Here is a 14,807-nt window from a genome sequence, read left to right as displayed (position 1 = left end):
CCGATTTGTAACAAAGAGTTTTCATGGTTATTAACGTTGTTCATCGGTTATTTTACTGACGATATCGTTGAAATAAACCTCAATATTGTCATAATTTTTATCCAGATCTCTGCCATAGGCATTGGCGGATTTCGGGTCTAAATGATGTTTAATTTCCCACTCATCAGGAATTCCATCATTATCTGAATCTGGGAGTGGTTTTTCCTGCCTCAAATTTGGAAATCCACCCACATCCTCCTGAGAGTCGATGATTCCATTTGTGCTTCCTTTTGATCCTCTATAAGTAAAGTTTCCGGTTTTGATATCTTTTATAATATGCAGATCAACAGCGTCACGTACCAGGCTTGCTCCTCCATATTGTAAAGTTTTTTCATAGGCTTTCTGGGCGGTATGGGTGATGGTATTATTTTTAATATCGTGAGGCTGATTAATCCTTATGGAATTTTTATCTTTTTCCGTTAGATTGTACGAGGATTTCATCTGATTAAAAACACCTTCTTTCCAATTGTCTTTGGTAGTTTCAGGATTTCCCTCCATGACATTTCCATGGATATAGTATTTTCCCCAGGTATTGTAGACTTCCGTTTTCGGATTTTCATTTTTATCTATGGCAATAATCCTTTGTCTGGTGATGGTTGCAGGTCCGGGTTTGTAATAATTATTGATGATGTTGACGTTCATTCCTTCACCGCCGTATATGCTGTTGTGTCCCAAGTTATACATCACATTATTTCTGAAATCAGTAAGGTCGGTGAGGGCAAATTTACTTCCTGCATATTCTCCCAATCGTGGATTCCTACTATCGTGATGAGCATATATATTGTGATGAAATGATGCCTGTTTACCTCCGGCAATTCCTCCGTAACCATGGGCTCCTTTCTGATGGAAGCTGTTTCTGAGGCTTTCCGCAATAATACACCACTGCAAGGTTGTATTTTCGTTGGCGTAGATGGAAACAGTTTCGTCTGTGGACCAGCTCATAGAGCAATGATCTACTATCAGATTTTTGATGAATCTTGCACCCAAAGCATCACCTTCAAATTTTTTCTGATCTCCCATTCTGAATCTCAGATAGCGGATAATAACGTTGTCAGCCGCTATAAATGTTTCGTAATTGGCAACGGTAATGCCGTCTCCGGGAGCGGTTTGTCCGGCAATGGTGACGTTACCTTCTTTTATTTTTAAAGGAGATTCAAGATAGATGGTTCCGCTGGTTTTAAAAACAATATATCTCGGCCCTTTCTGGTTCAGGGCATATCTTAATGTTCCTTCAGAATGATCGTCTTTCAGGTTGGTTACGAAATATACTTTTCCGCCACGACCGCCCGTTGTGAATCTTCCAAAACCTTCAGCACCCGGAAAGCTCAATACTTCCTGCGCATTGATCAGCGTGGAAATACTGCATAAAATTCCGGTAGCGAATATTCTGATGAAACTCTTTGTCATGATTGAAAAATTCTCTTTGAAGGGTTGAATTATTTTAAACTCTTTTTTGCATTCCAGCTATCCATGCCTTTCAGGATATTTCCTGCCGTATATTTTTTTCTTTCCTGTTGGGTTAACTGATGTGACCATGAAACTCTCTGCATGGGATTTGCTCCCGTACCTTTTGAGTGGCTTTCTGCATAAAATGTTGTCTTTTCAGCATCAGGTTTACTCCAGTTGTGCCATCCTTCAGGTTTTATTGTGGAATTGAGTTCACAATCAATATAAACAGTTTTAGCAAATGGCCTCCAAGGTCTCCCCAGATACACCGAATGTTCCTTTGCATTGCCGATAATTTTAGAATTGATAAACACAAAACCAAACTTATTTTCCAGTGGAGTAGAAGCTGCTGTAATATAGCTTGCCGTTTCTTTGGAATAAATGATACAGTTTTCAAAAACAGCGGTTCCTGCCCCGAAAATATAATCAGTAGTACCTTCTATATAACAGTTTTTAAAATAATTTCTTGATGGTTTTGTCTTATCCTGAAGATCCTGAACTCCTTTCAGATATAAAGTATCCTGATTTCCTAAAAACCTGCAGTTTTCAAAAGCGATTCTATCACCTGAAGTCAATACTGCAACGGCCTGTCCGACTCTCCCTGAACTGTTTTCAAATGAAATATTTTTAGCACTAAAATCATCGGAGTAAATAAATAGAGTAGACGAGCCTGTAGTTCCTATTTCTTTTCCGTCTGCATTTTTTTTAGAAGCAAAATCATCATAAGTAATGATTGTTTTTTCAGAATTTTCACCTTCCAGAAAAAGAGGACCTTTCGATTCAGGAATAACAATTTTTTCTTTATAAATTCCAGCTTTAATAACAATTTTTGTCCTCAGATAAGAGTTGTTTTCAACTGCATCTATCGCTTGCTGAATGGTTGTAAAGTCACCTTTTCCGTCTTTCGAAACCAGGAGGGTTTTCTCCCTGGTCCGGAAAGAAAGAAGGCTGAATACAGTAATCAAAAAAGCAGAAAACAGCGTACAGTTTTTAAAAAGGATGGAATGTCTCATAAAGCAATTTTGGTTTAAAATACAGGCTGTGTTCCTAAAGAGATCAGCCTGTATTTTTGATATGAATGTAAACTTAAACTGTCTAGTATCCGTAATCCTGGGTAAGATTATAATTTGAATTGATTACATCCAGGGCTATAGGAAGAAGTTCCTTTTTATTAGGCTGGAAATAATAAGCATAGCTTTTCACAGGATCTCCGTTGATGTAAGGCTGTGTCATAGCAAGTCTCCAGTTGATTTTTGTATATCCTGAAGGCGTGGCAACACTTTGGTTAGGATTGTAGAAAACATCGGCTTTGTTGATTCCGTTGACATAAATATCCATGTCCAGTACATTTTGCTGTGCTGTTTTTGTAGGAACATAATTGATAACGGTTGATGCCGGTTTTTTATAAAAAATATATTCAGGAACGTTGGCATAAGCTCCGGTACCGTTCATGAAATCTGTTAATTTTTGTCTGGTTTCATTGATTTTTGTTTCAAGAAGGTTCCAGCGGATCAGATCATATTTTCTTAATCCCTCGCCTCCGAATTCCAGCAGTCTTTCCTGTACAATATACTGGAAAAACTGATTTTTTGAAGTTGGAATTGTTCCCACCTGGCCTGGATTTCCGGCATAAGCTCTTTGTCTGACAGCCATTACGGCATCAATAGCTTCCTGAGAAGGCGCACTGTGAAGTTGGTTATCTGCCTCTGCAAACATTAATAAAATATCTGCGTATCTCAAAAGCGGCCAGTCAATTCCTAAATTCTGGGAAGTTCCTGTAATGCTTGTCCAGGATTTTCTGAATTTTCCATCGTTCCAGTTGATAGAGGTTTGAAGATCTTCCTGTTTACTTGTACTTACTCTAAAAATAGCAATATTAACATCTCTTCTCAAATCATTTTTACCAAATTCATAGAAATAAGTAGGAATAGCACTGATTCCTCCTGCTGATTTCCAGTCTGAGTCATCATGTCTTAACCCATTATAATATCCGATTTTAGAATCTGTTCGTGAATTTCCTCCAAACGCTCCGACAGCGAAAATAATTTCATTCGTTGTATCCGGACTGTTGGTATGCAGCGATCTGAAAAGACCTTCATAGCTGGGATTTAGCTTATGCTGCCCGGAATTGATGATTTCTTTACACTCATCATATGCGATCTGGTAATATTTCTGAGGATTGGAGCCTTGTACCATTAATTGGGGACTTCTTCTCAGAGAATATCCTGCTCTTGCCAGGGCTATTCTCGCTCTTAATCCTTTTACTGCAGCTTTTGAAAGTCTTTGTGCCGTAGTTCCTCCTTCAGATTTCCATGGAACTAAGGTTGAAGCTTTAGCAAGATCTTCCAGTATCTGATCATAAATGATATCACGGTCTGTTTTAGGTAAATATACCGAAGGAAGATCAACTGAAGGTTTGTCCTGAAATGGAACATCTCCCCAGTTTTTAATAAGATCATAGTAGAACATTGCTCTTAATGCCAAAGCTTCACCGAGATAACGGTCCATCAGCTTTTTATCAGCTGCGGATCCGGTTTGATACACCGGAGAAAGCGGAATATTTTTAATAACAAGATTGGCTCTTTCGATACCTGTGTAAGTATCAAGGAAAGGTCTTAATAATTCTGTATTGGTAGGAACTGCTCCAAAACAGCTGACTCCTCTTCTGTCATTGGCATTGTAATCTCCTGACGTTCTGAAGTCGTCTCCTGACTGAGAGAGAATAAGGTTCATTCTTTGTCCATAGGTATTGTCACCCATAGCACTGTTATAAACTCCCACAAGAGCAGCAAAAGTATCCGGCGCTGAGTCAAACTGCTGTTTTTCTGCGGTGTTGGAAAGGTTTTCTACCTCTAAATATTCGCTGCATGAATTCAGGGTCACCACAAAGGCAAGAGATAAAAAAAGGCTTGAAAATTTATTTTTGTTCATAGCGTTCGTTTTAGAAAGTGATATCTACTCCTGATAAGATAAATCTGCTTCTTGGATAAGCTGAATAATCAACTCCCGGAGTTAATGGATTTCTTCTTGTATTGGCTTCCGGATCAAATCCTGAATAGCCGGTAATTGTAAATAAATTATTCACGGTAGCATACAGTCTCAGGTTTTTCACTCCGATGGCTTCCAGAGATCCTTTTGGCAGACTATATCCTATGGTAAGGTTATTCAGTCTTAAGAAAGAACCGTCTTCAATGGCATACGAATGCAGGAAGTAAGCCCCTGCAGGCGGAGTCCACATAGTTGTATTGGCGTTAAGGGCAGCAAGAGCCGTTGGGTCTGTTACCTTATTTCCTGCATTGTCAAACCATCTCCATCGGTCTGCTACTTCTGCCAGCATATTATTATCCTTGTACAGGTATTGGGTTGTATATTCTACTTTGTTGGCATTATACACTTTGTTTCCAATGGAAAAATTGAAAAGAAGGCTCATATCCCAGTTCTTATATCGGAAGGTCTGGGTAAAACCACCGTAGAATTTAGGCTGTGCGCTTCCAAGATCAGTCATGTCTTTGCTGTCAATGACACCGTCGCCATTAAGATCCTGAAGTTTAAGATCTCCCGGCTGTATAGCTTTGGCACCGTTGGCTACTGCAGCAGAATTTGGAATTCCTGTTTTTAACGTATAAATCTGAGTGGCTGAGTCATAATTAAAATCACTCACTTCATATCTACCGGCCGTTACATATCCCCAATAAGTTCCTACCGGTTTGCCTACCTGTACCAGGAAGTCAAACAGGTTATTCTGCCATCCGGAAGGGTAGTAGTAAGAATTGGAACTTGCGGAGGCATTATTTCCTAAGCTTTTGATCGTATTTCTGTTGGATGAGATATTGGCATCAATCTTCCATGAAAAATTTTCTTTACTGATGATGGTACTTCCCATTGATAATTCGATCCCCTTATTTTCACTGCTTCCTGAATTTTGATATTGAAATTCATATCCTGAGGTCTGTGGTATTTTAGCCAGTAATAAAAGGTCCTTCGTATGAGTCTTATAGACATCAAGGGTACCATAAAGTCTTCCCTTGAATAAACCAAAGTCTATCCCCGCATTATAAGAGGTTGCAGTTTCCCATTTCACGTTAGGGTTTGCCATGATATTTCCCGTTGTAGCACCAGGTGTAACACTGGTCCCAAAAGCATATCCATAATCTGAAGAAGAGGTGAAGAAGGTATCATATAAAAAGGCTCCGATTCTGTTATTTCCCGATTTTCCGTATCCTAAACGAAGCTTCAGTTCATTGACAAAATTGCTCTGTTTTAAGAAATTTTCTTCTTTGATCTTCCATGCTAAAGATGCCGCTGGGAAATATCCCCACTGGTTAGGGCCTGGTTTGAAAACACTTGAGCCGTCAGCTCTCATGGATACCGTTGCGATATATTTATTATTATAGATGTAATTTACTCTTCCAAAGAAAGAAGCCAGGCGGTCTACTTCTCTTGCGGTTTTAGGAGCATCCTGAATCATTCCTGACGGAGGAGAAGCCAGCTGCGAATTGGCAAATGCTTCCTGTGCTGAAGAGGATTTCGGGAACCATTTGATATTAATAGATGTTGATTCTCCGTCTGTTCTTACCGTTTCCTGACCTGCTAGCAAATCCAGCTTATGATTTCCAAAGGTTCTTCTATAATTCAGGGTATTGGTATTGGTAATTCTTCTGGTTTGAGCGTTGCTTAAAAATACTACAGGCTGATCATTATTCTGTCTTGCAAGGTTGGTTACCGGACCGGAGAACTGGTTGACAATCTGATCTCTCTGTACATATCCGATTACACTTCGGAAAGTGAAGTCTTTACTGATTTTATAATCAAGCGTTGCATTAAGCAATAAATCATTTCTTCCGCTTTCTTTTACTTCATCATTGGCCAATAGAATTGGATTGACAAGATTGGTCTGATCTGCGAATAACGGATCAAATTCATCAACATCTACCGTAGAACCTCCTTCAAAAGGCTGATATCTTATAGCATTTCTCAATCTGTTGGTCGTTTGCGAACCGGAAGCAGAAGTTCCAGCACCATAAATCATTTGGCGGCTGTAACGGGCATTAAGACCAATGGTCAGTTTTTTTGAAATATCATAATCATATCTGAAGTTGGCCATATTTCTTTTAAATCCGGAACCAATCATAATCCCGTCCTCTTCTACATTATTCAGAGTTAAAGAGAATGCCGAATTTTCATTTCCTCCGGATAGAGATACATTATGAGTAAAGTTGAAGGCTTCTCTTCCAAAAAGTTTATCCTGCCAGTTTACATTCTTGACAGATTTATATTTATCCAGCTGATCAAATGTTCCGTAGCGGGTATTAAAAGTTTCAATATCTTTTAGGTCTCCATTCTTATAATATTGTTCATACTGATAGAGTACATACTCATAAGGATCCAGAACATTAAGCTTATTCTGAATACTTCTTACTCCTACAAAACCATTATAATTGATTGTTGTTTTCCCCTTTTTACGGCCTCCTTTTGTCGTGATCAGAACGACACCGTTGGCTCCTCTTGAACCGAATATAGAGGTTGATGAAGCATCTTTTAAGACCTCAATTGATTCTATTTCCTTTGGCGATAAGATCGTCAGGGCATTATCCATCTGCACACCATCTACAATATAGAGCGGGGCATTACTTTGAGTGATGGAGTTTCCGCCGCGGATGACAATATCCACATCAGCTCCGGGAGATCCCTCACTCAGGGAAACCTGCACTCCGGCCAGTCTTCCCTGGATAGCTTCAGCAGCATTGGTAGACGGCATATCTTTAAGCGCTTCGCCTTTCACCGAAGAAACAGCGTTGGTAACATCTTTTTTAGAAACCTTTGTATATCCCACTAAAACCACATCATCCAGTTTGGTTTCTTTATCTTTTTTTGTTTCTTTTTCTTGAGCCATTGCAAGGACAGGAAGCAGAAAAACAGTTAAATATAACCACTTTATTGATTGTACTCTTTTATCCATTTTGTATCCTTATAGTTTTAATTCTTGGTTGAAAGTTTTTTCAATCGTTCTTGTTTTGGACTGTTAAGTATTATTCTGCGGACTTTAGTGGTCATGAAGCTTTTTAATATTTTCTTACGCTTTAGTGCAATCGATTGCGTAGTTTTTTATAAAACATTATTCTGGCTCCTAAACTAATATTATTTTTCAATATGCAAAGAAAAAAATGTTATTTTTTTATTAATTTGATGGTTTAAATAAAAATATCCTATCCAACTAGAGAGATTTTTTATTATGTAACATATTGTAAATAAGGTTAATATTGGTTTTCTCTGAATGTTGTGTAATTAGGTGAGAATTTTTCATTTTTTTAATGCTTAATATTTAGAAAACTTAAAAATAACTTAAAATTCATATGTTTTTTGCATCCCAAAATCCCTGAATTATTATCTTGGAATAAAATTTTGTAATATTTTCTGATTTTTATCATCTTTTTTCGCGGGATTTTGTATCAGTATTTTATTGTTTTTAATAATATATCGTAATGTATATAGTATGTTTTGTAAAAGCGTTTAATTTTTATCAATTTCACACCTTGTAAATATCGTTTTATTTTGGCATGATTTTATATTTTTGAAGGTTCTGTGTTCTGTTTTTGGTTAATTTTTATTGAATAAAAAGTTTTTATTTCAATAAAAATAAGTGTAATTTTTAATTTTATATATCTGAAAATCAGATGTTTTTAAATTTAAATTAATTTTTTGTTAACTAATTGAAGAATAATTCTATATTTATCCCACAAGTATTTCTGCCAATTTTAGTGTAATTTTATGCAATCGATTACATTTAATTTAACTGGTTTGAGAAAACCACAAAAAAAGAAAAGTAAAAATAGGAGTATGATACAGTCAGAATTTCGTTACGCCCATCATCCGGAAGATGTTAAAAATTATACCACAGAAGATCTTAGGAGGGAGTTTCTGATCAATGATTTATTCAATGAGGATAAGATAAAATTAGTCTATTCTATGTATGACAGACTTATTGTAGGAGGGATAATGCCTTCTTCCAAAGCTTTGAAGCTGGAATCTACGGATGATCTGAAAGCTGAAAATTTTCTTGACAGAAGAGAGCTGGGAATCATCAACGTAGGTGGTGCCGGAAAAGTAACGGTAGATGGAACGGTATATAACCTTGGTAATAAAGAAGCTTTATACGTAGGAAAAGGTGCTAAAGAAGTCTTTTTTGAAAAAGATGGTGAAGAGCAAACCTATTTTTACATCAATTCAGCGCCGGCACATCATTCATATCCCACCAAGAAAATCACGAAAAATGAAGCGGAAATTGTGGAATTGGGTGAAGAAAAGTACGCCAACAAACGTACGATCAATAAACTGATTGTGAATTCTGTAGTTGAAACATGCCAGCTTCAGATGGGAATGACGGAACTACACCCTGGAAGTGTATGGAATACAATGCCTGCCCATACCCATTCCAGAAGAATGGAAGCATATTTTTATTTTGATCTCGAAGAAGGGCAGACGGTAAGTCATTTTATGGGACAGCCTCATGAAACCCGTCATTTGTTTATGATCAACAGACAAGCTGTACTGTCTCCGGAATGGTCTATTCATTCAGGAGTAGGAACAACTCATTATACTTTTATCTGGGGTATGGCAGGAGAAAATATGGACTACGGTGATATGGACGGTATCAAAACAAACGAACTAAAGTAATTTTTCTAATGAATTTATTTGATTTATCCGGCAAAGTAGCTGTTGTAACAGGCGGCACTCACGGATTAGGAATGGCAATGGCAGAAGGCCTTGCTGCTGCTGGTGCTGAACTGGCAATTACCAGCACAACGCCATCAAAATTAGAGGAAGCTTTGAATTATTACCACGAAAAAGGGTATAAAGCAACCGGCTATATTTTTGATGTAACTGATGAACTGGAAGCAGCTCAGAAAGTAGCTTTGATGGAAGCTACCCATGGAAAAATAGACATCCTTGTCAACAATGCGGGAATCATCAAGCGTATCCCGGCTATTGATATGGAAGTGGAAGACTTTAGAAAAGTAATTGATGTGGATCTTACCGGACCTTTTATAATGTCGAAATTAATCGGCAAATATATGATTAAAAGAAAATCCGGAAAAATTATCAATATCTGCTCAATGATGAGTGAGCTGGGACGTGATAATGTAGTGGCATATGCTTCTGCAAAAGGAGGTCTTAAAATGCTTACTAAAAACCTGGCAACAGAATGGGCAAAACATAATATCCAGGTGAACGGAATCGGACCCGGATATTTTGCAACTTCTCAGACAGAACCCATCCGTGTGGATGGAAATCCATTCAATGATTTTATCATCAGCAGAACTCCGGAAGGAAGATGGGGAAATCCGGAAGATCTGGCAGGAACAGCTATTTTCCTGGCTTCTGATGCAAGCAGATTCATCAACGGGCAGATTATTTACGTTGATGGTGGAATTCTCGCCACCATAGGAAAACCTGCTAATGAATAACTACAGATTAGACTAGAATGAAACCTTTTATAACAGATCAATTTTTATTACAAAATAAATACGCTGAAGAACTTTACTTCAGGTTTGCGGAAAAACAACCTATCATTGATTATCATAATCATCTGATCCCTAAAGATATTGCAGAAGACACTGTTTTTGAAAATATCTCTAAAGTATGGATTGCCGGTGATCATTACAAATGGAGAGCCATGCGTACCATGGGTGTGAATGAAAAATTCATCACTGGAGATTCCACAGATAAAGAGAAATTTGAAGCATGGGCAAAAACGGTTCCTTATACATTGAGGAATCCATTATATCACTGGACTCATCTGGAATTAAAGAGATATTTCGGAATTGATGAATTATTAAGTGAAAATAACGCGTCGGAGATCTATGAGAATATCACCGCTCAGCTTCAGACACCGGAAAAATCAACCAGAGGTTTGTTGAAAATGATGAATGTAGAATCTTTATGTACTACAGAAGATCCAACAGATATTTTAAATTACCATCAGGACCTTGCGAAAAGCGATTTTAGCATCAAAGTAAGCACGGCATTTCGTCCAGATAAAGCAATTTTAATTGAAAATCACAATTTTGCAGATTATATGGTAAAGCTGGGAGTATCTGCAGGTATTGAGATTAATTCCTACCAGACTTTATGTGATGCTTTGCTTAAAAGAATTGAATATTTTCATGAAAATGGCTGCAGATTGTGTGACCACGGCTTAAACAATATTTCTTTTGAAGAAGCTTCAGAAGCGGAAGTGAATGCTATTTTTAATGATAAACTGGCAGGAAAAGTGATTGCTGAAAAGCAGGTTAATCAATTTAAAACAGCAATTTTATTATTCCTTGGTGAGGCTTATCATAAATACGGATGGGTACAGCAGTTCCACCTGGGAGCTTTGAGAAATAACAATGAAAGAATGCATAGAATTCTTGGACCGGATACAGGTTGGGATTCCATCGGAGATTTTGTTCAGGCAGAAACGTTATCTAAATTCTTAAATACTTTAGATGGAAAGGATCAGCTGACAAAAACCATTTTATATAATCTGAATCCTGCTGATAATGAGATTTTCGCTACGATGATCGGAAATTTCAATGATGGAAGCATCAAAGGAAAAGTACAGTTCGGTTCCGGATGGTGGTTTCTGGATCAAAAAGATGGGATGATCAAACAGATGAATGCCCTTTCCAATATGGGATTAATCAGCTGCTTCGTAGGAATGCTGACAGATTCCAGGAGTTTTCTTTCTTATCCAAGGCATGAGTATTTCAGAAGGGTATTGTGTAATCTTTTCGGAGAAGAAATGAAGAATGGTGAACTGCCGGATGATATTGAGCTGATTGGGAAAACCATTTCAGATATCTGTTATCATAACGCGAAAAACTATTTTGATTTTTAATTGAATACAATGAGCAAAATAGTCACATTTGGTGAAGTCATTATGAGGCTTTCTCCACCCGGAAACAGAACCATGAAACAAAGTCATGAAATGGAGTTCTTTTTTGGAGGAACAGAGCTGAATGTCGCTGCTTCATTGGCAACAATGGGCTGCGAAGTACAGCATGTCAGCTGTGTATCCGATGATTTTGTCGGAGAATCTGCGGTTTCTTTCATTCAGGGTTTTGGCATTGATACCACCTTTATCGACAAGAATGAACATCCTCTGGGGTTGTATTTTCTTGAAGTAGGATCATCAGTTCGTGCCAGCAGAATTGCTTATAACAGGCTGAACGGTTCTTTTGCGAACATCCGGACGGAAAAAATAGACTGGAAAAAAGTGCTTGAAGGATGCGAATACTTCCACTGGACAGGAATCAGTCCCGGTATTTCGGAATCAGCCTATGAAGCCTTAAAAGAAGGGTTGAAAACCGCTCAGCACATTGGGATTGAAGTTACTGCCGATCCTGCTTACCGTTCAAACCTTTGGAAATATGGTAAAAATGGAAGTGAAGTGCTTAAAGAACTGGTTTCTTATTCCACCATATTTATCGGAGGAGTGAATGAAATTAATGAGATTCTCGGAACCCGGTTTTCTTCAGATAAAGAAGGTTTTATTGAAGCCTGTAAAGAATTAAAACAACAGATTCCTTCCGTTCATAAGATTTTTGATAAAATAAGAATAGGGGTTACCGCAAGTTCCCAGCAGACACAGGGAAGAGCGTGGGTAAACGAAAACTACTTTGAAACAGATCTTCTGGAAATCAATCCTGTCGTTGACAGAATCGGGACGGGAGATGCTTTTGCCGCAGGATTAATCTATGGTTTAAAGAATTTTGATGATGAAAAAGCATTGAATTTTGCAAACGCAGCCTGTGCGATCAAACATACTATTCCGGGAGATATTAGCTATTCAAGTGTAGAAGACATCCTGGAAGTGATGAATGGAAATTCAGGAGGAAGAATAAAAAGATAATTATGGCAAGATTTAATCGTATAGAAGTAGCCTTAAAAGCTAAGCAAACCGGTATTGTTCCTGTATTTTATCATGCAGATGCTGAAGTTTGCAAAAAAATTATAAAAGCTTGTTTTGATGGTGGTGCCCGCGTTTTTGAGTTTACCAACAGGGGAGATTTTGCCCACGAGGTTTTTGCCAATCTGGTAAAATATGCAGCCGTAGAAATTCCTGAAATGATATTGGGAATAGGCTCTGTCATTGATCCCGCAACAGCTTCTTTATACATTCAGAATGGAGCCAACTTTATTGTGGCACCTTCTTTAAACCCGGAAGTCGCTAAAATTTGCAATCGAAGAAAAATTGCATGGATGCCTGGCTGTGGTTCAGTTTCTGAAATTTCTTATGCCGAAGAATTAGGCGCTGAAATTGTGAAAATATTCCCGGCAACACAGGTAGGAGGCCCTGAATTTATCAAGACGGTAAAAGGCCCGATGCCATGGTCAAACATCATGCCTACAGGCGGAGTAATGCCTGCAAAAGAAAATATTACCGAATGGATTTCTGCAGGAGCCTATTGTGTAGGATTGGGTTCCCAGCTGTTTCTAAAAAATGAGGAAGGAGAATATGATTATGAAAAGATTACAGAAGCAGTAGCCTATTCGATTCAGGTTATTAATGAATTAAGATAACGATCCTTACATTTTGTTTTAAGCCGGTAAAAAAATTAAAAATTGAGTAAAGACTTTGATGAGGTAATCATTGAAACTCAACTTAATTGTTTTCAATTCTTTAATTAAATAACAATGGTTTAAAAAATTAATAGATTCTGTGCTGAAATAGCATGGAAAGGATAGTTTTTGTCTTGTTCTGTTGTTAAAATCAATAAAAATCAATACTATTAACGATTGATATGAAAAAAGAAATATCTCCGAAACCAAGTAACTTCAGATGGACGATCTGCGTGCTACTTTTTATTGCAACGACCATCAATTATATGGATCGGCAGGTGCTGTCTCTCACCTGGAAAGATTTCATCGCTCCGGAATTTCACTGGAACAATAATGATTACGGAAATATCACTGCATTATTTTCTATTTTCTACGCAATAAGTATGCTTTTTGCCGGAAAGTTTGTAGACTGGATGGATACCAAAAAAGGATTTCTCTGGGCGATCGGAATATGGTCAATAGGAGCTGTACTCCATGCTTTCTGCGGAATTGCTACTTCAGGAGCTCTGACCGGAAGCTGGTGGGTAGGTTTTGAAGAATCCAAAGAGATTATCGGAAGAGTAGATAATGTTGGAGCTATCATCAGTACCAGTGTCACACTGTTTATTTTTGCCCGTTTCGTTCTGGCTGTTGGGGAAGCAGGGAATTTTCCTGCTGCGATAAAAACTACTGCAGAGTATTTCCCAAAGAAAGACAGAGCGTTAGCAACCAGTATCTTTAATGCTGGAGCAACGGTTGGAGCATTAGCTGCACCGGTTACCATTCCTTTTATCGCAAAATCGATGGGCTGGGAATGGGCATTTATCATTATTGGAGCATTAGGTTTTGTCTGGATGGGCCTCTGGGTATTCTATTACAAAAAGCCACACGAACATCACAAGGTTAATGAGCATGAGCTTATCTATATTCAGCAGGATCAGGATGATTTTCCAGCAGAAGATGCGTCGCTGCCGGAAAAGAAATTTTCTTTCAGGGAATGTTTCAGTCACAGACAAACCTGGGCTTTTGCCTTTGGAAAGTTTATGACAGATGGAATCTGGTGGTTTTTCCTGTTCTGGACGCCGGCTTATTTAAGCTCCGTTTACAAAATGGATTCTACACAGAGTGCATTTCCTTTATTTGTTCTTTATATGATCACTTTATTGTCGATTATCGGAGGATGGCTTCCTAAATATTTTGTGGAGAAAAAAGGAATAGATGCTTATACAGGAAGGATGAAGGCGATGCTGATCTTCGCATTTTTCCCATTGCTGGCTCTGCTAGCCCAGCCTTTGGGTTCTGTTTCATATTGGATTCCGGTACTGATTATCGGAATTGCAGGAGCAGCACACCAGGCATGGTCTGCCAATATATTCTCTACGGTAGGTGATATGTTTCCTAAAAAAGCAATCGCAACCATTACGGGAATCGGAGGAATGGCAGGAGGAATCGGATCATTTTTAATCAATAAATCTTCAGGAGTCCTGTTTGATCATGCTCATAAAGCATGGACTACTGTGGACGGAATACCTTTACTGGAAAAATATCCCCAATATATCCATGAGCGTCTGCCTGAAAATTTTGTTCATGATCTGGAAAAATCCGGAGCTATTATTTCAGATGGAATCGATAAAGGCTATATGATCATTTTCTCAGTATGTGCAGTGGCTTACCTGATTGCCTGGAGCGTAATGAAGACTTTGGTTCCGAAATATAAAGTGATTAAATAAAAACAAAAG

The 14,807-nt window shown here is 38.1% G+C and carries 10 protein-coding genes; 6 read left to right on the top strand and 4 right to left on the bottom strand.

What is annotated here, in order from left to right:
• Positions 1–30: 30 nt before the first annotated feature.
• From J2786_RS06265 to J2786_RS06250, 4 genes are all read right to left on the bottom strand, one after another.
• Positions 31–1,446, bottom strand: a complete 1,416-nt coding sequence (locus J2786_RS06265; protein ID WP_310024313.1) for a pectate lyase — start codon at positions 1,444–1,446, stop codon at positions 31–33.
• A 29-nt stretch (positions 1,447–1,475) separates the two neighbouring features.
• A complete protein-coding gene (locus tag J2786_RS06260) occupies positions 1,476–2,498 on the bottom strand; it encodes a pectinesterase family protein (protein ID WP_047430159.1) in 1,023 nt (340 codons plus the stop codon).
• Between the two features lie 82 nt (positions 2,499–2,580).
• Positions 2,581–4,416 carry a RagB/SusD family nutrient uptake outer membrane protein gene (locus J2786_RS06255; RefSeq protein WP_047430162.1) on the bottom strand — a complete coding sequence of 612 codons (1,836 nt, stop codon included), beginning with the start codon at positions 4,414–4,416 and terminating at the stop codon, positions 2,581–2,583.
• 10 nt (positions 4,417–4,426) lie between these two features.
• On the bottom strand, positions 4,427–7,444 hold the full coding sequence (locus tag J2786_RS06250) for a SusC/RagA family TonB-linked outer membrane protein (RefSeq protein ID WP_047430165.1): 3,018 nt from the start codon (positions 7,442–7,444) through the stop codon (positions 4,427–4,429).
• An 878-nt stretch (positions 7,445–8,322) separates the two neighbouring features.
• On the opposite strand from J2786_RS06250, the gene kduI reads away from it, so the two are divergent.
• The 6 genes from kduI to J2786_RS06220 all read left to right on the top strand — a co-directional run bounded on the left by kduI (position 8,323) and on the right by J2786_RS06220 (position 14,798).
• Positions 8,323–9,159, top strand: a complete 837-nt coding sequence (gene kduI / locus J2786_RS06245; protein ID WP_047430167.1) for a 5-dehydro-4-deoxy-D-glucuronate isomerase — start codon at positions 8,323–8,325, stop codon at positions 9,157–9,159.
• A gap of 8 nt (positions 9,160–9,167) precedes the next feature.
• A complete protein-coding gene (locus J2786_RS06240) occupies positions 9,168–9,950 on the top strand; it encodes a gluconate 5-dehydrogenase (protein WP_047430171.1) in 783 nt (260 codons plus the stop codon).
• Between the two features lie 17 nt (positions 9,951–9,967).
• Complete coding sequence (uxaC, locus tag J2786_RS06235; RefSeq protein WP_047430173.1) at positions 9,968–11,365, top strand: glucuronate isomerase; 1,398 nt, start codon at positions 9,968–9,970, stop codon at positions 11,363–11,365.
• Positions 11,366–11,374: 9 nt separating this feature from the next.
• Positions 11,375–12,379 (top strand): sugar kinase, encoded by a 1,005-nt coding sequence (locus tag J2786_RS06230; protein ID WP_142016267.1) that lies wholly within the window; start codon positions 11,375–11,377, stop codon positions 12,377–12,379.
• 2 nt (positions 12,380–12,381) lie between these two features.
• Positions 12,382–13,050, top strand: a complete 669-nt coding sequence (locus J2786_RS06225) for a bifunctional 4-hydroxy-2-oxoglutarate aldolase/2-dehydro-3-deoxy-phosphogluconate aldolase (RefSeq protein WP_047430178.1) — start codon at positions 12,382–12,384, stop codon at positions 13,048–13,050.
• A 221-nt stretch (positions 13,051–13,271) separates the two neighbouring features.
• Positions 13,272–14,798, top strand: coding sequence for an MFS transporter (locus tag J2786_RS06220; RefSeq protein WP_142016264.1), 1,527 nt, complete (start codon positions 13,272–13,274; stop codon positions 14,796–14,798).
• Positions 14,799–14,807: the final 9 nt, after the last annotated feature.

The organism is Chryseobacterium vietnamense, from assembly GCF_031454475.1.
Classification (GTDB): domain Bacteria; phylum Bacteroidota; class Bacteroidia; order Flavobacteriales; family Weeksellaceae; genus Chryseobacterium; species Chryseobacterium vietnamense.
Note: the sequence above shows the minus strand (reverse complement) of the source record. Positions and strands in the feature narration are given on the sequence as shown.